Annotated in this window: 23 protein-coding genes; 13 read left to right on the top strand and 10 right to left on the bottom strand. The window is 70.0% G+C overall.

Annotated elements, in window-relative coordinates; genetic code table 11:
- Position 1 precedes the first annotated feature (1 nt).
- From atpD to ACIBQX_RS29990, 3 genes are all read left to right on the top strand, one after another.
- Entirely contained in the window at positions 2 to 1450 is a 1449-nt protein-coding gene (atpD, locus tag ACIBQX_RS30000) for a F0F1 ATP synthase subunit beta (RefSeq protein ID WP_397010286.1), read from the top strand.
- 69 nt (positions 1451 to 1519) lie between these two features.
- On the top strand, positions 1520 to 1921 hold the full coding sequence (locus ACIBQX_RS29995) for a F0F1 ATP synthase subunit epsilon (protein WP_397010284.1): 402 nt from the start codon (positions 1520 to 1522) through the stop codon (positions 1919 to 1921).
- A 47-nt stretch (positions 1922 to 1968) separates the two neighbouring features.
- A complete protein-coding gene (locus tag ACIBQX_RS29990) occupies positions 1969 to 2322 on the top strand; it encodes a DUF2550 domain-containing protein (protein WP_397010282.1) in 354 nt (117 codons plus the stop codon).
- A 45-nt stretch (positions 2323 to 2367) separates the two neighbouring features.
- Here ACIBQX_RS29990 and ACIBQX_RS29985 read toward each other — a convergent pair whose 3' ends face one another.
- Entirely contained in the window at positions 2368 to 2958 is a 591-nt protein-coding gene (locus ACIBQX_RS29985; protein WP_397010280.1) for a cob(I)yrinic acid a,c-diamide adenosyltransferase, read from the bottom strand.
- Between the two features lie 127 nt (positions 2959 to 3085).
- Here ACIBQX_RS29985 and ACIBQX_RS29980 point away from each other — a divergent pair, with 127 nt between their 5' ends.
- The 4 genes from ACIBQX_RS29980 (at position 3086) to ACIBQX_RS29965 (ending at position 6681) form a co-directional block, all read left to right on the top strand.
- Entirely contained in the window at positions 3086 to 3994 is a 909-nt protein-coding gene (locus tag ACIBQX_RS29980) for an ABC transporter ATP-binding protein (protein WP_397010278.1), read from the top strand.
- Positions 3991 to 5100, top strand: coding sequence for an ABC transporter permease (locus ACIBQX_RS29975; RefSeq protein WP_397010276.1), 1110 nt, complete (start codon positions 3991 to 3993; stop codon positions 5098 to 5100). The genes ACIBQX_RS29980 and ACIBQX_RS29975 overlap by 4 nt, the downstream gene beginning before the upstream one ends.
- Positions 5101 to 6273, top strand: coding sequence for a sensor histidine kinase (locus ACIBQX_RS29970; RefSeq protein ID WP_397010274.1), 1173 nt, complete (start codon positions 5101 to 5103; stop codon positions 6271 to 6273).
- Between the two features lie 90 nt (positions 6274 to 6363).
- Positions 6364 to 6681 carry an STAS domain-containing protein gene (locus ACIBQX_RS29965; RefSeq protein ID WP_397010272.1) on the top strand — a complete coding sequence of 106 codons (318 nt, stop codon included), beginning with the start codon at positions 6364 to 6366 and terminating at the stop codon, positions 6679 to 6681.
- 148 nt (positions 6682 to 6829) lie between these two features.
- On the opposite strand, the gene ACIBQX_RS29960 is transcribed toward ACIBQX_RS29965, so the two are convergent.
- The 3 genes from ACIBQX_RS29960 to nucS all read right to left on the bottom strand — a co-directional run bounded on the left by ACIBQX_RS29960 (position 6830) and on the right by nucS (position 9692).
- Positions 6830 to 7372, bottom strand: a complete 543-nt coding sequence (locus ACIBQX_RS29960) for a TetR/AcrR family transcriptional regulator (RefSeq protein WP_397010270.1) — start codon at positions 7370 to 7372, stop codon at positions 6830 to 6832.
- A gap of 143 nt (positions 7373 to 7515) precedes the next feature.
- Positions 7516 to 8988, bottom strand: coding sequence for an aldehyde dehydrogenase family protein (locus tag ACIBQX_RS29955; RefSeq protein WP_397010268.1), 1473 nt, complete (start codon positions 8986 to 8988; stop codon positions 7516 to 7518).
- A 41-nt stretch (positions 8989 to 9029) separates the two neighbouring features.
- Complete coding sequence (gene nucS, locus ACIBQX_RS29950; protein ID WP_397010266.1) at positions 9030 to 9692, bottom strand: endonuclease NucS; 663 nt, start codon at positions 9690 to 9692, stop codon at positions 9030 to 9032.
- Positions 9693 to 9727: 35 nt separating this feature from the next.
- On the opposite strand from nucS, the gene ACIBQX_RS29945 reads away from it, so the two are divergent.
- From ACIBQX_RS29945 to ACIBQX_RS29925, 5 genes are all read left to right on the top strand, one after another.
- Positions 9728 to 11176 carry a 3-hydroxyacyl-CoA dehydrogenase family protein gene (locus ACIBQX_RS29945; protein WP_397010264.1) on the top strand — a complete coding sequence of 483 codons (1449 nt, stop codon included), beginning with the start codon at positions 9728 to 9730 and terminating at the stop codon, positions 11174 to 11176.
- Entirely contained in the window at positions 11173 to 11463 is a 291-nt protein-coding gene (locus ACIBQX_RS29940) for an ATP/GTP-binding protein (protein WP_397010262.1), read from the top strand. Before ACIBQX_RS29945 ends, ACIBQX_RS29940 begins: the two co-directional genes overlap by 4 nt.
- A gap of 35 nt (positions 11464 to 11498) precedes the next feature.
- Positions 11499 to 12203, top strand: coding sequence for an alpha/beta hydrolase (locus ACIBQX_RS29935; protein ID WP_397010260.1), 705 nt, complete (start codon positions 11499 to 11501; stop codon positions 12201 to 12203).
- Positions 12204 to 12267: 64 nt separating this feature from the next.
- Positions 12268 to 13026, top strand: a complete 759-nt coding sequence (locus ACIBQX_RS29930) for an SDR family NAD(P)-dependent oxidoreductase (protein ID WP_397010258.1) — start codon at positions 12268 to 12270, stop codon at positions 13024 to 13026.
- Between the two features lie 86 nt (positions 13027 to 13112).
- Complete coding sequence (locus ACIBQX_RS29925; RefSeq protein ID WP_397010256.1) at positions 13113 to 13907, top strand: alpha/beta fold hydrolase; 795 nt, start codon at positions 13113 to 13115, stop codon at positions 13905 to 13907.
- Here the strand turns inward: ACIBQX_RS29925 and ACIBQX_RS29920 are convergent.
- The 3 genes from ACIBQX_RS29920 to mce all read right to left on the bottom strand — a co-directional run bounded on the left by ACIBQX_RS29920 (position 13867) and on the right by mce (position 17045).
- Positions 13867 to 14964 (bottom strand): AI-2E family transporter, encoded by a 1098-nt coding sequence (locus tag ACIBQX_RS29920; protein WP_397010254.1) that lies wholly within the window; start codon positions 14962 to 14964, stop codon positions 13867 to 13869. The genes ACIBQX_RS29925 and ACIBQX_RS29920 overlap by 41 nt on opposite strands.
- A 155-nt stretch (positions 14965 to 15119) precedes the next feature.
- Positions 15120 to 16430 carry a DivIVA domain-containing protein gene (locus ACIBQX_RS29915; RefSeq protein ID WP_397010252.1) on the bottom strand — a complete coding sequence of 437 codons (1311 nt, stop codon included), beginning with the start codon at positions 16428 to 16430 and terminating at the stop codon, positions 15120 to 15122.
- A 162-nt stretch (positions 16431 to 16592) separates the two neighbouring features.
- Positions 16593 to 17045 (bottom strand): methylmalonyl-CoA epimerase, encoded by a 453-nt coding sequence (mce, locus tag ACIBQX_RS29910; RefSeq protein WP_397010250.1) that lies wholly within the window; start codon positions 17043 to 17045, stop codon positions 16593 to 16595.
- Between the two features lie 96 nt (positions 17046 to 17141).
- Between mce and ACIBQX_RS29905 the strand changes: the two genes are divergently transcribed.
- Positions 17142 to 18326 (top strand): acetyl-CoA C-acetyltransferase, encoded by a 1185-nt coding sequence (locus ACIBQX_RS29905; RefSeq protein WP_397010736.1) that lies wholly within the window; start codon positions 17142 to 17144, stop codon positions 18324 to 18326.
- Between the two features lie 118 nt (positions 18327 to 18444).
- Here the strand turns inward: ACIBQX_RS29905 and ACIBQX_RS29900 are convergent, their stop codons facing one another.
- From ACIBQX_RS29900 to ACIBQX_RS29890, 3 genes are all read right to left on the bottom strand, one after another.
- Positions 18445 to 18597: a hypothetical protein gene (locus ACIBQX_RS29900; RefSeq protein WP_397010248.1), complete on the bottom strand. Its 153-nt coding sequence runs from the start codon at positions 18595 to 18597 to the stop codon at positions 18445 to 18447.
- A gap of 148 nt (positions 18598 to 18745) precedes the next feature.
- Positions 18746 to 19417 carry a DUF4230 domain-containing protein gene (locus ACIBQX_RS29895; protein ID WP_397010246.1) on the bottom strand — a complete coding sequence of 224 codons (672 nt, stop codon included), beginning with the start codon at positions 19415 to 19417 and terminating at the stop codon, positions 18746 to 18748.
- Positions 19418 to 19444: 27 nt separating this feature from the next.
- On the bottom strand, positions 19445 to 20821 hold the full coding sequence (locus ACIBQX_RS29890; RefSeq protein ID WP_397010244.1) for a hypothetical protein: 1377 nt from the start codon (positions 20819 to 20821) through the stop codon (positions 19445 to 19447).
- Between the last annotated feature and the right edge of the window lie 57 nt (positions 20822 to 20878).

Here is a 20878-nt window from a genome sequence, read left to right as displayed (position 1 = left end):
AATGACTGCAGAGGCTGTTGAGACTGTTGAGACCCCCGCGGCCGGTGCCGGCCGCGTGGCTCGCGTCACAGGGCCCGTCGTCGACGTGGAGTTCCCCGTCGAGGCGATGCCCGACATCTACAACGCGCTGACCCTCGAGGTGACCCTCGGCGGCGAGGCCAAGACCCTGACCGCGGAGGTGGCCCAGCACCTGGGTGACAACCTCGTCAGGGCCATCTCCATGCAGCCCACCGACGGCGTCGTCCGCGGTGCGGCCGTCACCGACACGGGGGCGCCGATCTCGGTGCCCGTCGGCGACGTCGTCAAGGGCCACGTGTGGAACACGCTCGGCGAGTCGCTGGACGTGCCGACCGCATCGCTCAAGATCACCGAGAAGTGGGGCATCCACCGCCCGTCTCCGGCGTTCGACCAGCTGGAGTCGCGCACCGAGATGCTCGTCACGGGCATCAAGGTCATCGACCTGCTCACCCCGTACGTGCTGGGTGGCAAGATCGGCCTGTTCGGCGGCGCGGGTGTGGGCAAGACCGTCCTCATCCAGGAGATGATCCGCCGGGTCGCCCGTAACTTCGGTGGCACCTCGGTGTTCGCCGGTGTGGGCGAGCGCACCCGTGAGGGCAACGACCTCTGGCTGGAGATGGAGGAGGCGGACGTCCTCAAGGACACCGCGCTCGTCTTCGGCCAGATGGACGAGCCCCCGGGCACGCGTCTGCGCGTCGCGCTGTCGGCTCTGACGATGGCTGAATACTTCCGCGACGTGCAGAAGCAGGACGTGCTGCTCTTCATCGACAACATCTTCCGCTTCACGCAGGCCGGTTCGGAGGTCTCCACGCTGCTGGGCCGCATGCCCTCGGCCGTGGGTTACCAGCCGACGCTGGCCGACGAGATGGGTGTTCTCCAGGAGCGCATCACCTCGACGCGTGGTCACTCGATCACCTCCATGCAGGCGATCTACGTGCCCGCCGACGACATCACCGACCCGGCTCCGCACAACGCGTTCGCGCACCTCGACGCGCAGACCGTGCTTTCGCGGCCGGTCTCGGAGAAGGGCATCTACCCCGCGGTGGACCCGCTCGACTCCTCCTCCCGGATCCTCGACCCGACGATCGTCGGCGAGGAGCACTACCGGGTGGCGCAGGAGACCAAGCGGATCCTGCAGAAGTACCGCGAGCTCCAGGACATCATCGCGATCCTCGGCATCGACGAGCTGTCCGAAGAGGACAAGGTCACGGTGCAGCGGGCCCGTCGTATCGAGCGGTTCCTGTCCCACCCGATGTACGCCGCCGAGGCGTTCACCGGTCAGCCGGGCGAGAACGTGCCGCTGGACGAGACCATCGCCTCCTTCAAGGGCCTCTGCGCGGGTGAGTACGACCACCTGCCCGAGCAGGCGTTCTTCATGGTCGGTGGCATCGAGCAGGCCGTGGCCAAGGCCAAGGAACTCGAGCGCCGCTAAGTCGCCCCACACGGTGGTGGCACGGTTTGCGAACCGGGCCACCACCTGATCGGAAAGGAACCTACACAAGTGGCGAAGCTACGCGTAGGGGTTGTCTCACCCGAGCGTGAGATCTGGTCGGGCGAGGCCGACATGGTGATTGCCAAGACCGTGGACGGCGAGATCGGTATTATGCCGCAACACGCACCTGTGCTCGGCGTTCTCGTCGAGGGCGGCGTGCTGAAGGTGAAGCGGGAGGGCCAGGACGACCTGGTCGCCGCGGTGCACGGCGGTTTCATCTCCGTGGCCGACGACGAGGTGTCCGTGCTCGCCGAGGTGGCCGAGCTCGGTTCGGAGGTCGACGTCGCGGCTGCCCGTGACGCTCTCGACCGGGCTCAGGCCTCGATCGAGGCCAACCAGGAGGACGCTGACGCGTCTGTCGAGGCCAAGCGGGCGAGGGCCCGGCTGCGCGCGGCGGGCGAAGAGGTCTGATCATCACGAGTCCAGGGGGCGGCATGGTAGCGACGATAGTGACGTGTGTGCTGCTTGCCGCCGCCCTGATGGTCGCGCGCCATCTCCTGCTGGCCCGTCGTGGCAGCGTCCCCTGTCGCATCCGGGTGGGTGAGGGCGCCTGGCGCAGTGGCGTAGCCCGCTACGCCGACGGGGAACTGCACTGGATCCCGTTCCTTGGTGTGCGACTTCGGCCGCGCCACGCTATCGCGAGGCGCGGCCTTGTCGTTTCCCGGCGTCGTGAGCTCGACGGTGGCCTGTTCGCGGTCGACTGTTCGGGCTCGACGCGCGATCTGTCGCTGGCGATGAGCGACGACGCGCTGACCGGCTTTCTGGCCTGGCTGGAGTCCGCGCCTCCCAGCGCCTATCTGGACGTCGCCTAGCGCTGTCTGGACGTCGCCTGGCCCTGGCTGGACGTCGCCCTGGCGCTATCTGGTCCCGCCCGGCTTCCACAGGATCTCGCTGTCGGCGTGCGCGACCCGGCACAGGATGAACAGCAGGTCTGACAGGCGATTGAGGTATCTCGCCGTCAGCGGGTTCATGTCCTGGTGCGCCTCCAGTGCGGCCCAGGTGGTCCGCTCGGCCCGGCGTACGGTGACCCGGGCGAGGTGGAGGGCCGCGGTGGCGGGGTCGCCGCCCGGCAGGATGAAGCTGCGCAGGGGCTTGAGCTCCTCGTTGAAGCGGTCGCACTGCTCTTCGAGCCAGTCGACGTAGGACTGCTCGACCCGCAGTGGCGGGAACTCCGGGTTTTCGGCGATCGGGGTGGCGAGGTCGGCGCCCAGGTCGAAGAGCTCGTTCTGGACCCGCACGAGGACCGCCACGAGCTCGGCGGACAGGGTGCCGTGTGACATCGCCAGGCCCAGGTGGGCGTTGGCCTCCTCCACGTCCGCGTACGCCGCCAGCCGGGAATCGGTCTTCGACGTGCGGCTCAGGTCGCTCAGCGTCGTCATGCCGTCGTCTCCCGTGCGGGTGTAGATCCGGGAGAGAACGACAGGCTTGTCCTTGTCTGCGCGCGTCATGAGTTCAGCGTAATGACAAATGTCATCGAGAACGGACGCGCAGCGCATCCCCGTTCGCTGATTTCCGCAACTACAGGGCGAATGCCATGTAGGAGACCATCTATCTCATGACAGAGGAGAAGATCTGATGCTCGAGATCAGCGAACTGCGCAAGCGCTTCGCCGGAGGCCCGGACTCGCCGGACGGCAAGCTCGCCCTCGACGGGATCAGCTTCGCCGTACGGCCGGGCGAGATGTTCGGATTCGTCGGCGCGAACGGAGCCGGCAAGACGACGACCATGCGGATCGTCATGGGCGTGCTCAAAGCCGACTCCGGCTCGGTGAGCTGGCAGGACAGGGCGCTGACGTACGCCGACCGGCAGAAGTTCGGCTACATGCCGGAGGAGCGCGGGCTCTACCAGAAGATGCGCGCGGGGGAGCAGATCGAGTACTTCGGCCGGCTGCACGGGCTGAGCGAGAGCGCCGCCAAGCAGGCCACCGACGACCTGCTGCAGCGCCTCGGGCTCACCGAGCGCAGGAACGACGCGGTGGAGTCGCTCTCGCTGGGCAACCAGCAGCGCGTCCAGCTCGCGGTGGCCCTGGTGCACGACCCCGAGGTGCTCATCCTCGACGAGCCGTTCTCCGGGCTCGACCCGATCGCGGTCGACGCGCTGGCCACGGCCCTGCAGGAGCGCTGCCGCGGCGGCGTGCCGGTGATCTTCTCCAGCCACCAGCTCGAACTGGTCGAGCGGCTGTGCGACTCGGTGGGCATCGTCTCGGCCGGGCGGATGGTGGCCAGCGGCACGGTCGAGGAGCTGCGCGCCGCCGAGAGCCGCACGCTGCGGGTCGTGGTCAGCGACGCGGTTCCCGGCTGGGCCGAGGGCCTGCCGGGTGTGCTGACCGTCACGGGTGACCGCCATGTGCTGCTCACGGATGTCGGCCCGGGGCACAGTGACGACCAGGAGATCCTGCGCCGCGCCGTGAAGGCCGGCCGGGTCGAGCACTTCGGCGTCGAGCAGCCGTCCCTCACCGAGATCTTCAAGGAGGCCGTGGCGTGAACGGGTTGATGCTCGTCGCCAGGCGTGAGATCAGCACGCAGATCCGTACGAAGGCGTTCATCGTCGGCCTGGCGATCACCGCCGTGCTGGTGGGGGCGCTGGCGTTCGCGCCGAAGTTCTTCGACACGCCCGATTCCTACGCGCTGGGCACCGTGCACTCCCAGCAGCTGCCGCTGGAGGCGGCGGCGCCCGACGCGGAGTTCGAGTGGCGCTCGTTCCCGGATGAGAAGGCGGCCACCGAGGCGGTGCTCGACGGTGACGTCGACGCGGTGCTCGTCAACGGCACCAAGGTGATCACCGACGGCGAGATCGAGACCGAGCTGGGCGTGCTCCTGCAGAGCACCCACCGGGAGGCGAAGCTCGGCGCGGCGGGGGTGCGGATCGCGCCGCTGCAGATGGAGTCCGTGGGCGCCGACACCCGTTACGAGGCCGCGCGGACGGGCATCGCCGTGGTCCTCGTCCTGGTGCTGTTCATGCTCATCATCGGTCAGGTCATGATGGTGGCGATGGGCGTGGTCGAGGAGAAGGGCAGCCGGATCGTGGAGATCCTGCTGAGCGCGGTCCGACCGTGGCAGCTGCTGGGCGGCAAGATCGTCGGCCTCGGGGTGCTCGGCCTGATCAACCTGGGCACGATCCTCGTGGTCGGCCTCGGGGCCTCGTTCGCCTCCGGGTTCGCCGCCGACTTCCCGCCGGGCATGGTGGGCATCGTGGCGGGCGTCCTGCTCTGGTTCGTGCTCGGTTATGCCTTCTTCGCCACGCTGGCGGCCGCGCTCAGCTCGCTGGTCTCCCGGCAGGAGGAGGTCGGCAACGTGATGACGCCGCTGACGATGCTCATCATGGCGTCCTACTTCGTGGCCTTCTATGCCACCAACGACCCCACCGGCACGGTCGCCACCATCGTCTCCTTCGTCCCGCCGTTCTCCTCCATGGTGATGCCGGTGCGGATGGCGGCCACCGAGGTGCCGATGTGGGAGGTCGGGGTCTCCGTCGTGCTGATGGCGCTGGCCGTGGTGGGCACGCTCACCTTCGGCGCGAAGGTGTACGAGCGCGCCGTGCTGCGCACCGGCGCGCGGGTCAAGCTCGGCGAAGTCCTGCGCGCCAAGTAGATGGAGGAGCTCAGGCGGGCGCGGTGGCACACCCTGCAGATGATGGTCATGATGCTGGTCGTCATGTGGCTGTTCATCGGCATGCGCCAGGCCATGGCCGCCGCCGACGGCCACGCCCCCTCATGGCCGCGCCTGGCGCCCGCCCTGGTCGCGTCCGCCTGCTTCACCTGGCTGTACGTACGGGTCGCGGCCGGCATCATCGACCGTCGCCACCCCGTCAAGGAGATCGTGGCGGCCGCCGCCGTGGCCGTGTGCGCGGCGGCGATCGGCGGAGGCGACCCGCTGCACTTCGGCATGGTGCTGGTCGTCTGGTTGTCGGTGGCCTCACTAGGGGTCACCCGGAGGACCGCCGTGCTCATGGCGGTGGGCACCTTCGTCACCGGCATCATGCTGAGTCTCGGCAACTACTATCTCGACCCTTCCACGCTGCTGGTCGACGACCGGGACATCGGCAGCGTCCTGCTGTTCGTGGTGCCCACCTACGCGGTGTTCTGCGCGCTCTTCCCGCCGTCCAACCGGGTCTGGATGTACATGCTGTCGCTGGCGATCCAGGCGCAGGAGGGCAAGGAGGCGCACACCCGGCTGGCGCTCGCGGAGGAGCGGCTGCGCTTCTCCCGGGACCTGCACGACGTCGTCGGGCACCAACTGTCCGCCATCGCGGTCAAGACGGAGCTGGCCGTGCGGCTGGCGGACGCCGACGCGGCGGCGGCCAAGGCGGAGATGACCGAGGTCAACACGCTGACCAGGAAGGCGCTGCGGGAGCTGCGCCAGGCGGTGCGCGGCTACCGTGAGCTTGACTTGCCGGCTGAGCTGAATAGCGTGAAGGGAGTCCTCGAAGCGGCGGGCGTACGGTGCCGGACGCATCTGCCCTACCGCGAGCTTCCCGAAGGCGTGGCGCCGGTGTTCGCCTACGTCGTCCGGGAGGCGGTGACCAACGTGCTCAAGCACAGCGCGGCCACGCACTGCGACATTCTCGTACGGTTCACCGACGAGGAGGCCGAGATCAGCGTGCGCAACGACGGAGTCGGTGGTTGGCGCGGCGAGGATCTGGGCAGCGGCCTGACCGGACTGGCCGAGCGGGTGGAGGCCGTCGGTGGCAGATTCACGGCGGGCCCGGCAGGTGACGGAGAGTTTGTGCTTCGCGCGGTCGTGTCTCTGCCGATACCTGGGTAGGGGACAGAGGCCGGGTCTACCTCGGCGAATGCTCTGTGCGAGAGAGCGACCACGCCGCGTACGACAGCGCGGGGTGACTGAGGAGGTGGCATGCGCGTCCGGGGCAATCCAAGAGCACAGGTGGTGCGGATCGGAGAGCGGCTCGACGCGGGCACGTCGGCGGGCGTGCGGTCGCGCCTGCACGAGGCCGTCGAGGCCGGCGAGGGAGACCTGATCGTCGACCTCTCCAAGCTGGAGATGATCGACGCCACCGGTCTCGGAGTGCTCGTGGGCACGCATCGGCTCGCGCTCAGCGCGCAACGCCGCCTCGTCCTTCGGGGGGTGCCACCGCGGATCATGCGGGTGCTGGCGGTGACCCGGCTGAATCGGGTCCTTTCCGTCGAGGCGCAGCAGGCGGCGGTGGCCTGACACGACGCCGTACGCGGCGACATATCGGAGCGGGCAGCGATCAGCCGCTGCCCGCTCTCACTGTTTTCCGGTAAGCGCTTTTCGGGCACACCGATTTATCGAATCCGGCCCCGCTGCAATAAGACAATCGCAGACCGTGATCATGGTGTCACGGTTTTCCCAGCGATCTGCCGAAGATGTGCACCGCGACGTCCACGAGTTCGTCGATGCTCGGCGGGTCGTCCGCGAGCAACCATTCAATGAGCAACTCTTGCAGCGCTCCAATTACGCCGAGAGCGACCAGGCGGCGATTGCCCGTGGCCGGCTCGGGAAAATCGGTGGACGCCTCCTCGACCAGCCGGGCGAAGGAGCTGACGGCGCGCTGGCGTGAGGCGGCCAGGATGTCGCCTGACCTGCGCACCTCCAGGTGCATGATGCGCGCCCTGCGCCAGTCGGCGGTCGTGAACTCGACATAGGCCCGGATGCCGGCGCTGACCCTGTCGTCCAGCCCGGCCCGCGCCTCCTCCAACGCCGCGGCCACCGCGGCCAGGCTCTCCTCCACGCACCGCTCGTGAAGGGCCTGCAAGAGCTCCTCACGACCGCTGACACACTCGTAGAAGGCGCGGTTGGAGATCCGCGCCTCGGAGCACAGCCTTTCGATCGTCGTGGCCTCGAAACCTGGTTTCGCGTATAGCGTGTAGGCGGCTGTCATCAGCCGCTCTCGTCTGTCCGCCAGCCTTTGCTCAGCCGACATTCCCCGGTAAGACCGGTTCACATTCCACCCGTCCAACATGATCGTGGCCCCCGAGCACACAATTATGGATGGATGATCGGAATAGTGAAAGGGCGCGTACATTACCTCTTACGTCGTCCATGCAAGAACGTGACAAGTTTGATCAGCCGCTCAAGCTCCTGGGGTCCTCGGGCGAACGACGTCACGTTCATCCCCGGCAACGCGAAGCGCTGACGGGAGACGGCCTTGGGCCGGGCGAACTCGCGCAGGCCGTCCGCGCCGTGGATGCGCCCGAACCCGGAGTCGCCCACCCCGCCGAACGGCAGCGCCGGCACCCCGGCGAAGGAGATGACCGAGTTGACGGCGGTCATCCCGGACCGCATCGCGCGGGCCAACTCCATCGCCCGCCGCGCGTCGCGGGAGAAGACCGTGCCCGCCAGCCCGTAGGCCGAGGCGTTGGCCAGCTCCAGCGCCTCCTGGGCGTCGCGGGTGCGGCGTACGGTGATCGTCGGCCCGAACGTCTCCTCACGCACCGCGGGTGAGTCCTCCGGCACGTCCTCCACGATCACCGGATCGACGAAGGGCGCCCGCACGGACTCCGGGCCGCCGATGACCACCTTGCCCGAGCCGGTGGCGTCGTCGATGTGCCGCCTGATGATGTCGAGCTGCCCCGGCATGGTGATCGGCCCGTAGTGCTCCCCGGCCCTGATGGACGCCGCCCGCTCCGACAGTTCGCGCATGAACGGCGCGTAGACCGCGTCGACCACGTACACCCGCTCCACGCCCACACACGTCTGCCCGGCGTTGGACAGCGCGCCCCACAGGCACGCGTCGGCGGCGGCCTTCAGGTCGGCGTCGGCGTCGACGATGAACGCGTCCTTGCCTCCGCACTCGGCCACCATCGGCGTCAGGTTCTCGGCGCAGGCGGCCATCACCCGCTTGGCGGTCGCCGTGGAGCCGGTGAAGGCGATCTTCCTGACCCGGGGGTCGCCGGCGAGGAAGGCGCCCGTCTCGCCGAGCCCGGTCACCGTCTGGAAGACCGGCTGCTCCGGCACCGACTCGGTGAAGAGCTCCGCGAGGCGCACCCCGATGCCCGGCGTGAGCTCGCTCGGCTTGAACACCACGGCGTTGCCGGCGGCGAGCGCGTACGCGATGGAGCCCATGGGGGTGAAGACCGGATAGTTCCACGGCCCGATCACGCCCACCACCCCCAGCGGGAGATACTCCAGCGTGGCGGCCAGATTGATGCCCAGCATCCCGGACGAGACCCGGCGGCGGCCGAGGACCTTCGGCGCGTTGCGGGCCGCCCAGTCGAGGTGCGTGATCGCCAGCACGAGCTCCAGCGCGGCGTCGGCGACCGGTTTGCCGGTCTCCTGGTGCACGAGCTCGGCCAGCTCCCGAAGATGGCGGGTGACGACGGCCTTGTAGTCGAGCAGCCGCCGTCTCCGCTCGGCGTGGCCGAGCCCGGCCCACCACGCCGAGGCCGTCTCGGCCCTGCCGACGGCCTCGCGCACGGCCTCCGCGCTCTGCCGGGGATGACTGCCGACGACCTGGCCGGTCGCCGGATTCAGGGACTCGAAGGTGAGCGTCGTCATGGCGTCACCATAGACCGGTAAGCCGCCGCTTACGAGCGCGCTCAGAACAGGGTGGGGTTCTCCGGCTCTATGCCGCGCATGGCGGCGTAGTCGAGGGTGACGCAGTCGATGCCGCGGTCGTTGGCGAGCACCTTGGCCTGCGGCTTGATCTCCTGGGCGGCGAACACGCCGCGGACGGGCGCCAGCAGGGGATCGCGGTTGAGCAGCTCCAGATAGCGGGTGAGCTGCTCGACGCCGTCGATCTCGCCGCGCCGCTTGATCTCCACCGCCACCGTGCCGCCGGCCGCGTCGCGGCACAGGATGTCGACCGGGCCGATGGCGGTCATGTACTCCCGGCGGATCAGGGAGTAGCCGTCGCCCAGGGTCGTGATGTGCTCGGCGAGCAGCTCCTGCAGGTGGGCCTCCACCCCGTCCTTGATCAGGCCCGGGTCGACGCCCAGCTCGTGGCTGGAGTCGTGGAGGATCTCCGCCATCGTCAGGACCAGCTTCTCACCCGTCTTGCCGTGGGTGACGGTCCACGTCTCGCCGTCCTCCTTGAGCTTGCACGGCGGGTTCATCCAGTTGAGCGGCTTGAAGGCGCGATCGTCGGCGTGGATCGACACACTGCCGTCCGCCTTGATGAGCACGAGCCTGGGCGCCATCGGCAGATGCGCCGTGAGCCTTCCGATGTAATCCACGCTGCAACGCGCGATGACCAGCCGCATGTCGGCCAACCCTACCGCTCTGGGAAACTACGGGTATGGCGTTCGAAATGGTGGCTGTGGTCGGGCTCGGCACGATGGGGGCCGGCATCGCGGAGGTGTTCGCGCGGGCCGGGCTGCGAGTGATCGGCGTGGAGGCTGACGCCGACGCGCTGGCCACCGGGCGCGGCCATGTGGAGAGATCCACGCAGCGCGCGGTCGACAGAGGCAGGCTGACCGACGGCGAACGCGCCTCGATCCTCGGCCGGATCACGCTCACCACCTCGCGGGAGGACCTGCGCGAGGCCGATCTGGTGGTGGAGGCGATCCCCGAGGTCCTCGACTACAAGCTCTCGCTCTTCGCCGACCTCGACCGGATCTGCAAGCCGGAGACCGTGCTCGCCACCAACACCTCCTCGCTGCCCGTCACCGCCATCGCCGCCGCCACCGGGCGCCAGGGTCGCGTGCTCGGCATGCATTTCTTCAACCCCGCGCCGGTGATGGGCCTGGTCGAGGTCGTCAGCACGGTGCTGACGGACCCCGCGCTGGTGCCGGAGATCTCCGAGCTGGCCACCCGGCTGGGCAAGACGCCGGTGGCCGTCGGCGACCGGGCGGGATTCGTGGTCAACCGGCTGCTCCTGCCCTACCTCAACCAGGCCGCCGTGCTCATGGAGCAGGGCCTGGCCGGGCGCGACGACATCGACGCGGCGATGCGGCTCGGCGTGGGGCTGCCCATGGGACCGTTCGAGCTGCTCGACCTGATCGGCCTCGACACCGCCTACGAGGTGATGGGGGTGCTGTTCGACGAGACGCGTGACCGCCGGCACGCGCCCGCGCCGCTGCTGCGCGAGCTGGTCTCCGCCCGGCTGCTCGGCCGTAAGAGCGGCCGGGGCTTCTACGGCGACGAACCTCGCCCGCACGAACCGGTCAAATCCTCGGTCATCACGTTCGAGGTGGCCGGGGAAGAGGCCGACGAGCTCACCGAGCGGCTCCGTACCGCCGGCTTCAAGCCTTCGGCCGACCCGGACGTGATCCTGCGGCAGGCCGACAGGCCGGTGATCGAGCACGCCGTGCGGCTCCAGGACCCCGCCAGGATGGTCGGCGTCCGGATCGTCGGCGACCGGGTCGCCGAGCTCGCCGCCACGGTGCTCACCTCGGGTGAGGCGGCCAGGGCCGCCAGGGACCTGATGAAGGTCATCGGGCTGACGCCGGTGGCGTGCCGGGACCGGGCCGGCTTCGTGACCGACGCGCTGCTCTACCCCTACCTCAACGACGCCGTCCGCATGTACGACGCGGGCTACGCCTCGATCGGCGACATCGACGCCGCCATGCGGCTGGGCTGCGGATACCCGGCCGGGCCGTTCGAGACGCTGGAGACCATCGGCCTCGCGGTGGTGCGCGACGGGCTGCGAGCCCTGTACGCCGAGTATCGCGAGCCCGCCTACGCGCCGGCGCCCCTGCTCGACCAGCTGGTCACCGCCGGCGTACGCGCGTTCCCCCGGCCATGAGCCCGCGCCGCGCCCGCCGTCGGGAGACCGGCCGTCCGCTCGGCGTGCCCCGTGGCACCGACCGGGTGGAGGAGTGGCCCGACGGCGACTGGAAGGTGCGCATGCTCACCGGCGGCACCTCCACCAAGGACTACCGCTGCCCCGGCTGTGACCAGGAGATCCGCGGCGGCCAGCCGCACCTGGTCGCCTGGCCGGACTGGACGGGCGGCGACGACGAACGCCGCCACTGGCATCCGGTGTGCTGGCGCAAGAGACTGGACCGCGGCCCCGGCCGCAGCCGCTACTGACAGGCATGAGCCCCAACCCCCCGATGAGGAGCGACGTGGAGATTCGCGCGGCGAGCGTGCTGCCCGCCCGGCGAGAGCCGATCGAACTGCACACCGGCGACGGCCTGAGGCTGGTCGGCGAGCTGGCCCTGCCCGAGGAGCGCCCGCCGGTGGCGACGCTGGTGACCCTGCACCCGCTGCCCACCCATGGCGGCTTCATGGACAGCCACGTCTACCGCAAGGCGGCCAACCGCCTGCCCGCCCTGGCCGACCTGGCGGTGCTGCGGTTCAACACCCGCGGCACCTCCTCCGATCGCGGCACCTCCGAGGGCGAGTTCGACGGGGGCGAGGGGGAGCGGTTCGACGTGGCGGCGGCGCTGGAGTACGCCGAGTTCCACGACCTGCCCCGGGTGTGGGTGATCGGCTGGTCCTTCGGCAGCGAGCTGGCGCTCAAGTGGGCCCAGGATCCGCTGGTGGAGGGCGCCATCCTGCTCTCTCCGCCGCTGCACAGGGCGACGGACGCCGACCTGGACGCCTGGGCGGCCTTCGGCCGTCCGCTGACGGCGCTGGTGCCGGAGTTCGACGACTACCTGCGCCCGGAGGAGGCCCGGCGCCGCTTCGCCCGGGTGCCGCAGGCGGAGGTCGTCGGCGTGGACGGGGCCAAGCACCTGTGGGTCGGCGAGCCGTTCGTGCGCATCGTGCTGAACGAGATCGTGCGCCGCGTCGCTCCCGCGTCCTATCCGCTGCCCACCGAGGTCTGACCCGGGTAGCGGCGAGAGCCCCGATGTCCATAGAATCTTGTTCGGTTACCAGCGAGGAGACATCGTGGGCGCGTTCACACTCGACGGGAAGAAGGCTCTGGTCACCGGGGCCTCCAAGGGGATCGGGAAGGCGATCGCGCTCGCCTACGCCGAGGCGGGCGCGGACGTCGCGCTGGTGTCACGCTCGGCCGAGGCGCTCGCCGAGGTCGCCAAGGAGGTCGAGGCGCTCGGCAGACAGGCCGTGGTGATCCCCGCCGACCTCACCGACCGCGACGCCGCGAGCGCGGTCGTGCGCGAGTCGATCGAACGGCTCGGCCACCTCGACATCGTCGTCAACAACGCCGGCGGGTCGAACTTCCTCGTCGAGTTCAAGGATCTCCGCCTGACCGGCTGGGACAAGATCATGCGGCTCAACCTCGACTCGGCCATGGCGGTCTGCCACGCCGTGGCGCCGCACCTGCTGGAGCGCGGCAGCGGGTCGGTGATCAACGTCGCCTCCGTCGCCGCCCGGGGCGCCCCCTTCCTGGCCCCGTACGCCGCCGCCAAGGCGGGGGTGGTGGCCCTGACCAAGACGCTGGCGGTCGAGTGGGCCCTGGCCGGCGTCCGGGTCAACGCGCTGTGTCCCGGCTGGACCGTCACCGAGCTCAACCGCAACCTGTGGGCGAACGAGGCCAGCAACCAGGCCACGGTGGCGAACGTGCCGATGCGCCGCTGGGGCACCGTGGAGGAGATGGCGCAGCCCGCAGTTTTCCTGGCCGGCGACGCGTCGGCCTACATGACGGGCCAGGTCCTGTTCATCGACGGGGGTGCCACCGCCATCTGATCCCGGACAGATGCGGTCATGTCCATCGGGCATATCGGCCCATGCCCTGGAGTGATTGTCGCGGCGAACGGGGCTACCGTGTGGTGGTGCAGCTCTACACGAGATCAGCCGGGACCGGGCTCCCGGTCGTCCTGCTCCACGCTTTCCCGCTCTCCTCCGCCATGTGGCTGGCCCAGCGGGAGGGGCTGGCCGCCTTCTGCCGGGTCATCACGCCCGATCTGCGAGGCTTCGGCGGATCGACGCTGGGGGACGACGAGCCGTCTGTCGAGCTGATGGCCGACGACGTCGCCACGATGCTCGACGCGGAGGGCATCGACCGCGCGGTGATCGGCGGGTTGTCCATGGGCGGCTACGTGACCATGGCGTTCTGCCGCCGCCATCCCGACCGGGTGCTGGGCGTGATCCTGGCCAGCACGAAAGCGAGCCCCGACACCGAGCCCGCGCGCGCCAACCGGGAGCGCATCGCCCAGGCGGTGCTGGCCGACGACCGCGAGGTGCTGGTCGAGGAGGTGCTGCCCGGGTTGCTCGGGCCCACCACCAAGCAGCGCAGGGCGATGGTGTTCGGCCGGGTCAAGGGCCTGGTGCAGTCGGCGCCGCCCAAGGCGGTGGCCTGGGCGCAGCGGGCCATGGCGGCGCGGCCCGACTCCTTCGGCACGCTGGCCGCGCTGAAGGCGCCCACGCTGGTGCTGGCGGGGCAGGAGGACGAGCTGACGCCCCCGGCCGACGCGGAGGCGATGGCCAGGGCGGTGCCCGACGGCCGGGTGGAGGTCATCGCGCAGGCCGGTCACCTGACCGCCGTGGAGCAGCCCGAGGCGTTCAACACGGCGGTGGCGCGTTTCCTCAGCGCTGAGCTTGGCGCGGTATCACGATCTCACGGATGATCAGCGCGATGGCGGCGGCCACCGGGATGGCCAGCAGCGCGCCCACGATGCCGAGCAGTGCGCCGCCGAACAGCGCGGCGATGACCGTCACGGCGGGTGTCACGTCGACCGACCGCTTCATCACCCGCGGATAGATCAGATAGTTCTCCACCTGCTGGTAGACCACGAAGAAGATGGCGCAGGCGATGCCCGCGGGCAGCGACCCGAGCAGCGCGACGCCCGTCACCACCGCCGCCCCGATCGTGGCGCCCACCAGCGGGATCAGGTCCGTCAGCGCGACGATCAGGGCCAGTGCGAGCGCGTACTTCACGTCCACGATCGACAGGAAGATCCAGGTGAGCACGCCCGCGATGAGCGAGATGAGGATGTTGCCGGCGACGTAGCCGCCGATGCCCTTGAGGACTTCCTCGGTGATCGCCCCGGTGCGTTCGCGCCGGCTGGAGGGGACCAGCCTGAGCAGGTAGTCCTTGATCGTGTTCAGGGAGCCGAGGAAGTAGAGCATGAGCACCAGCAGGGTCACCGTGGTGAATGCGCCTTCGAGCACCACGAGCCCCGCGCCCAGCACCCCGCTGGCCAGCGAGGTGCCCACGGTGCCGGTGACGAACTGCCCGAGCTGCGGCAGGAGCTGATAGTTGGCGTCCAGCTGGCGCAGCGTCGGATGGTTGGACAGCTCGGTGACGTACCCCGGCACCGCGTCGATGAACTCGGTCAGCTGCTGGCTGACGGGCGGCACCACGGCCAGGCCGAACAGCACGAAGGACACGATCACCCCGGCGAACACGATGGAGATCGCCCACAGCCTGCTCAGCCGCCGCCGCTGCAGCGCCTCCACGGCCGGGTTCAGCCCGACCGCGAGGAACATCGCGACCACCACCAGGATGATCACGTTCTGCAGGCTGACGACCATCTGCGCCAGGCCGATCGCGGTCAGCACGCCCAGGCCGCCGACCAGCCCGAACAGGAACGGGCCCTGGCTCAGGGGCTTGCCGGGCAGCCCGTAGGGCCGAGCCGGCGGGCTGTGGTCCTCGGCCGGGGCCGCTTTGACTTCTGCGGACACGAAGAGCTCTCCTGCGGAGGTCGGGGGGACGTGACCGGCTGATCGCCGGGCAACGGAAAGAGCCTAGCGACCTTACGGTCACCAGGCTCTGTCCGGCCGTTCGATCAGCCCCCGTGTGGCTGCCTAACCCCAGTCGCCCGCTCGCGTGGCGGCGGCTACTCCTGCCACCACTCCGCGTCGTCCTCGGACTTGCCCGCCGGCTTGGCCGCCGACGGCGCCGGCGAGACGTCCGGCCGGTCGTTGGCCGGCGCCGCCGGAGCGGCAGGGGCGGCGATCGCGGGCTTCGGCGGTGCCGCCGCGACCGCGGGCTCGGGCTCCATGCCCGGCAGCGCGGCGCCGCCGAGCAGCTGGCGCAGCTGCGCCAGGTGGCTGGTGATGCTGTCGCGCTGGCGGGTCAGCTCGTCGACCTGGCGCTGCATCGAGGTGCGGGTGCGCTCGGCCTCGTTCTTGGCCTCGGTCACTATCGTCTCGGCGCTGGCCTTGGCCTCGGAGACGATCTGCTCGGTGTTCTTCCGGGCGTTGGCGACGAGCTGCTTGGCGTGCAGATCGGCCTCGCGGCGGGTCTGCTCGGCCTGCTGGCTCGCCTTGGTGGCCCTGGACTCGGCGGTGGCGGCGCGCTGCTCGGCCTCCGCGACCAGCTTCTGGGTCGCGGCCTGCGTGCTGGCGTGGTGCTCGGCCTCCTGACGCTCCGCGTCCTCGCGCCTGGACGCGAGCTGGATCTCGAACTCCGCCTCGTCCTGCGCCCGCTTGGCCTCCGACTCCTCCAGGACCCGCTGTGCCTGCCCGCGCATCTCGTCGGCCTGCCGCTTGGCGGTGGTCAGCACCTCGTCGCGCTCACGCTTGGTGGAGGCCCGCAGCTGGGCCACCTCACGCTCGGTGGTGGTGCGCAGCTTGGCGATCTCCCGCTCGGCGTCCGCGCGCTTCTCGGCGACCTCGTGGTCGGCCGTGGCCCGCAGCTTGGCGACCTCGCGCTCGGTGGTGGCGGTCAGCTCGTCGGCCTCCCGGCGGGCGGTCGAGCGGATCTCCTCGGCGTCGCGCTCCGCGCTGGTGCGCATCTCTTCGCTCTCGCGCGTGGCCAGAGCGCGCTTGTCAGCGGCCTCGGCCTCGGCGGCGGCCCGCATGTCGGCCGCGTCCACCTTGGCGGCGGCCTTGATCTCGTTGGCCTCGGACCTGGCGGCCTGAACGAGCTCGGTGGCCTGCTCCTCGGCGAGCCTGAGCAGCTGCTCGATGCGGGCGCCCAGACCGGAGTAGGTGGGGCGCTCCTGCTCCTGCAGTTGGCGCTGGGAGTCGGACAGATCCCGCTGTAGGGAGGTGACCTGCTCGCGGGACTGGCGCAGCTCGGCGTCGATCTGCTTCAGGTGGTCATGGACCTGGTGCCGGTCATAACCGCGGAGGACGACGTCGAATTCGCGAGCTGGGGCGTCCTCGAAGAAATTGTTGAGCTGGGCGTCGATGTCGGACTGCATGGAGGCTCGATCCTGGGTTGTCGAGACGGCTACACGGGCCGGACGGGGGGTTCGGGGCACCCGAGCCAGGAGCCCGTGCCATGCGGCAGGCTCCTTGTCCGGTGGAAGGCCAGCGTACTCCGCCCTTGCCGCGTTCGAAGCCCCGTCCGGGTTTCTGCGTAACTAGTTACTAATGAACGATTCTTGCGTTTGCGAGGGCTTGGCCGCTTGAACCAGCTCCGTGAGCGTTCCTCCTAGGTCTTTGGGGTGGAGAAACGCGATTTCCGAACCCATCGAGCCATGCCGGGGACGCTCGTCGAGCAGTCTCACGCCCTTTGCACCGATCTTATCCATCGCCTCGGCCACATCAGGAACCCCGAAAGCCACGTGGTGGACTCCCTCCCCCCGCCTGGCCAGGAATTTTCCCACAGGGGAATCGGGCGACAACGGTTCGAGAAGCTGAATGTAGGAGCCCCCACCTTCGCCGTCGGAGATGCGCAGCATGGCCTCCTTGACGCCCTGCTCCTCGTTGGTCTCGCGGGCCACCACGGTCAGCTCGAACGTCTCGGAGAACAGCTTGATCTTCGCCTCGAGGTCATGGCAGGCGATTCCGATGTGGTCGATGCGCATGAACATGTGTGGCCTACCTCCATAGCGAACAACGTGCTGCTCCTGGGTATCGTGTCAAAGAACCCCACGCGAAGCCCAGGAGGCCCCGCCATGTCCGATCCGGTGTCCGGTTCTGTCATCGTCGCCGGGGCGCGCACGCCCATCGGCAAACTGCTCGGCGCCCTGTCCGGCCTGCCCGCGGTGGAGCTCGGCGGAATCGCCATCAAAGCCGCCCTGGAGCGTGCCGGGGTGGCTCCCGAGGACGTCCAGTACGTGATCATGGGCCAGGTGCTCCAGGCAGGGGCGGGCCAGATCCCCTCCCGCCAGGCGGCGGTCAAGGCCGGCATCCCGATGACCGTCCCGTCGATCACGATCAACAAGGTCTGCCTGTCGGGCCTGGACGCCATCGCCCTGGCCGACCAGCTCATCCGCGCGGGCGAGTTCGACATCGTGGTCGCGGGCGGCATGGAGTCGATGACGAACGCCCCCCACCTGCTGCCGGGCCTGCGCAAGGGGGTCAAGTACGGTGGCGCGGACGTGATCGACTCGATGGCCCACGACGGCCTGTACTGCGCCTTCGACCAGTGCGCGATGGGCGAGTCGACCGAGCGCTACAACGCCCGCCTGGGCATCGGCCGCGAGGAACAGGACGCGGTGTCGGCCCGCTCCCACCAGCTCGCGGCGGCCGCCGCCAAGAACGGCGCGTTCGAGTCCGAGATCGTGCCGGTGGAGATCCCGCAGCGCCGCGGCGAGCCGGTGGTCGTCAAGGAGGACGAGGGCGTGCGCGGCGACACCACGGCGGAGACGCTGGCCCGGCTGCGGCCCGCCTTCGCCGCCGACGGCACGATCACGGCCGGCTCGGCCTCGCAGATCTCCGACGGCGCCTGCGCGGTGGTGGTCATGTCCAGGGCGAAGGCCGAGGAGCTCGGCCTGCCGTGGCTGGCGGAGATCGGCCGCCACGGCAACGTCGCCGGCCCCGACGCCTCTCTGCAGTCGCAGCCGGCCAATGCGATCAAGCAGGCCCTGGCCAAGCAGGGGCGGACCCCTGCCGACCTGGACCTGGTGGAGATCAACGAGGCGTTCGCCAGCGTGGTGATCCAGTCGGTCAAGGAGCTCGGCGTACCGATGGACATCGTGAACGTCAACGGCGGCGGCATCGCGCTCGGCCACCCGATCGGGGCCTCGGGCGCGCGCATCGTGCTCAGCCTCGCGCACGAGCTCAAGCGGCGCGGCGGCGGCCTCGGCGCGGCCGGGCTGTGCGGCGGCGGCGGCCAGGGCGACGCGCTCGTCATCCGCGTGCCGAACTAGGGAAAATCCGCGTACGCGGCTGGGGAAGCCACGTCCCGGGCTGGGGAGCCGCGTAAGGGCTAGGGAGGATGATGCGCCCGGCCGCGAGGGAGGGTGCGGCCGGGCGTTCTTGCGGCGGTCATGAGGACAGGAGACGGGCGAACAGCGACCGGTGCCCGCGCTCGGCCTTGCGGGCCTTCAGCGCCTCGCGCACCCGGCGGTGCTCGGCGGCCGCCTCGCGCAGCTCCTGCGCGTGGTTCTGCATGACGGTGTACTCGAACTCGGCGTTCATCGAAAGCTCCTGTGCTGTGGGTTCTTCTCTGCCTGCACGCTCAAGACTCGTCCTAAGGCCCGCCCCGGCACATCGGGCGGATGCCTTATCTGCGCGGGGGCGGACGTCTGAGGAGGTGCCTAGGCAGGGGAGAAGGGCACTAGGACGCTCACGTCTCGTCGGCGAACTTCACCGTCACCTTGCTGAACCCGAGGGACTTGAGCATCCCTTCCAGCATCGTCTTGGTGTTGGCGTCGGCGCGGGCGCGCAGGTCGCTGGAGACGGCCGCCTCGCTGATCTTCTTCTCCGCCAGCAGGTAGAGCTCCCGCTGGTCGCCCGGGGAGGTCGACAGGAAGTCCTGCACCCGGTCGAACAGCCCGCGCTGCTGGGCGAAGACGTACGAGCGCGAGTTGTTCAGGCTGGGCTTCTCGAGCTGAGCGCGCGGCAGGCGTACGGTCGCCTGGGTGCGGTCCTCCGACACCGTCACCGCGTCCTTGCCGAGGCGTGAGAAGTCGGTGTAGGCGTCCACGCCGCCCGCGCCGACGAACAGCGTGCGGGTGCCCTTGATCGCGTCCGGCAGGAAGTTGGCGTCCTTCTCCAGGTCCACCACCACCTGGAAGCTGCCCGTCGCGCCCACGAACCGGCTCAGGTCCTTGATGGACTCCAGCAGGACCGGCTGGCTGCGGTCGATGGTCTGCTCGCCCATGGGATTGAGCCAGGTCCAGGCCAGGCGGCCGCCCACCACGAGCAGGACCACCGCGACCAGCAAGGCCGCGAGATATCGCCACCTGCGGCGGCGCCGTGGAGCCACTGCGGGGTCCGCCGTCTCGGAAGTCGTCATGGTGTCTGACTACCCGAAAGGCGATCATCATTGCCAGCCATGAGGTGACATATTCGGTCCCCAATCTGCGGAGGGCTGGTCGCTGGGGTCCGGATAGACGGGGTAGACCTGAGGAGCGCTCTCCTCGTGCACCTGCGTGGCGGCCGGTGAGGCCGGCTGCGAGGCCGCTCCCGCGGGGCCGCCGCCGAAGTGGGTGCTGGACAGCTTGCACGCCTGGAAGTCGCTGAAGAACATGCGCAGCCACTCGCGGCGCTGGTGCTCGTTGAGCCCGGAGAACCAGGCCGCCGCGTACTCGTGCTCCAGCAGCGGCCCGCCCGGCAGCGGCTCGCCGCGCAGCCAGGCCATCACGATCTCCCGGTAGCTGTCGGCGGCGCTGCCGGCGCACCTGGCCGCCAGCGAGTCGATGTACTCGTGCGCGGCCTCGTCGGCGAAGCCCGCCGACAGGTCCGGCAGGTGGATGGGCGCCAGCCCGCTGGACGGCTTGAGCGGGTCGTCGAGCGGGCGCTGCTCGACCCGGGTGAACGCCGCGGGCGTCTCCGCCAGCCGCGAGGCGATCTCGGTGAAGGCCGCCCCGAGCTCCGTCAGCCCCGCCCGCATACCGGGATGCACGCAAACCGTGATGGGCCATTCCTGGCAGCTGTAGGCGATCTCCTGCGCCGCCGCCGGCCTCGGCTCGGCCAGCACCCGCGCCACGCCCGTGCCCGCCGCCAGCACGGCCAGCAGCGCGCAGGCCAGCACCAGCGCCTGCCTGGTCACCAGCGCGGCCCAGCCGAGCAGCAGGGCGCCCGTGACGCCGAGCAGCCAGATGATCTGGTCGAGGAAGATCGTCCCGCTCAACCCCTGGAAGAGGTCGTACGGCTCGCCCGTGCCGGGAGCCAGCCTGTCGGCCCAGCCCTCGCCGTCGGCCAGCCAGCTGAACAGCCCGTAGCAGGCGATCCCGGCGAGCGGCGGGGTGACCGCGCTCGGCAGCGACCAGCCGGCCACCCAGCCGATCACGGAGTAGAGCGCCAGCCCGGCCATGCCCATGCCGAGGCCGGACAGGCTCAGCCGGCCCGCCTGCTCGGTGAGCACGGTCTTGACGGCCAGCACCAGCACGGTGGCGGCGAACGAGCCCAGCACCACCAGCATGATGGCCAGCGGCGCCTTCAACGCCTTCCAGGTCGTCAGCGGGCGGTCGCGCAGCGCCCTGCGCTTGCGCAGGGCCACCCAGGCGGCGAACGCGGCGGCGACCGGCCCGGTCAGCCGGAGCGATCCGATGACCGCCGCCACGATGTTCTCCCAGGCGTCGACGCCAGGGATCAGGACGCTCCACGCCGCGGCCAGGCCGAGAGCGAGGAGCACGGCGACCGTGACCGCCGCGCTCTGCTTCAGCTCCTCGCGTGAAACGCCCGTGTGCTCACGCACCCGTTTTCCCGTTGAAGTTCACCAAGCACCCCCCGTGCCCCGTCGGCGAGGCGGAAA

The sequence above is a fragment of the Nonomuraea sp. NPDC049714 genome (assembly GCF_044465295.1).
Lineage (GTDB): Bacteria > Actinomycetota > Actinomycetes > Streptosporangiales > Streptosporangiaceae > Nonomuraea.
The sequence above is the reverse complement of the archived record's forward strand: the minus strand, read 5'-3'. Positions and strand labels throughout refer to the sequence as shown.

Coding starts and splice junctions, on each gene's coding strand:
- ACIBQX_RS29980 (WP_397010278.1), top strand. CDS start 3,086: ATGCTCGAGATCAGCGAACTGCGCAAGCGCTTCGCCGGAGGCCCGGAC.
- ACIBQX_RS29945 (WP_397010264.1), top strand. CDS start 9,728: ATGGCGTTCGAAATGGTGGCTGTGGTCGGGCTCGGCACGATGGGGGCC.
- ACIBQX_RS29985 (WP_397010280.1), bottom strand. CDS start 2,958: ATGACGCGCGCAGACAAGGACAAGCCTGTCGTTCTCTCCCGGATCTAC.
- ACIBQX_RS29915 (WP_397010252.1), bottom strand. CDS start 16,430: ATGCAGTCCGACATCGACGCCCAGCTCAACAATTTCTTCGAGGACGCC.
- nucS (WP_397010266.1), bottom strand. CDS start 9,692: ATGCGGCTGGTCATCGCGCGTTGCAGCGTGGATTACATCGGAAGGCTC.
- ACIBQX_RS29955 (WP_397010268.1), bottom strand. CDS start 8,988: ATGACGACGCTCACCTTCGAGTCCCTGAATCCGGCGACCGGCCAGGTC.
- ACIBQX_RS29965 (WP_397010272.1), top strand. CDS start 6,364: ATGCGCGTCCGGGGCAATCCAAGAGCACAGGTGGTGCGGATCGGAGAG.
- ACIBQX_RS29900 (WP_397010248.1), bottom strand. CDS start 18,597: ATGAACGCCGAGTTCGAGTACACCGTCATGCAGAACCACGCGCAGGAG.
- ACIBQX_RS29895 (WP_397010246.1), bottom strand. CDS start 19,417: ATGACGACTTCCGAGACGGCGGACCCCGCAGTGGCTCCACGGCGCCGC.
- atpD (WP_397010286.1), top strand. CDS start 2: ATGACTGCAGAGGCTGTTGAGACTGTTGAGACCCCCGCGGCCGGTGCC.
- ACIBQX_RS29940 (WP_397010262.1), top strand. CDS start 11,173: ATGAGCCCGCGCCGCGCCCGCCGTCGGGAGACCGGCCGTCCGCTCGGC.
- ACIBQX_RS29970 (WP_397010274.1), top strand. CDS start 5,101: ATGGAGGAGCTCAGGCGGGCGCGGTGGCACACCCTGCAGATGATGGTC.
- ACIBQX_RS29960 (WP_397010270.1), bottom strand. CDS start 7,372: ATGACAGCCGCCTACACGCTATACGCGAAACCAGGTTTCGAGGCCACG.
- mce (WP_397010250.1), bottom strand. CDS start 17,045: ATGTTCATGCGCATCGACCACATCGGAATCGCCTGCCATGACCTCGAG.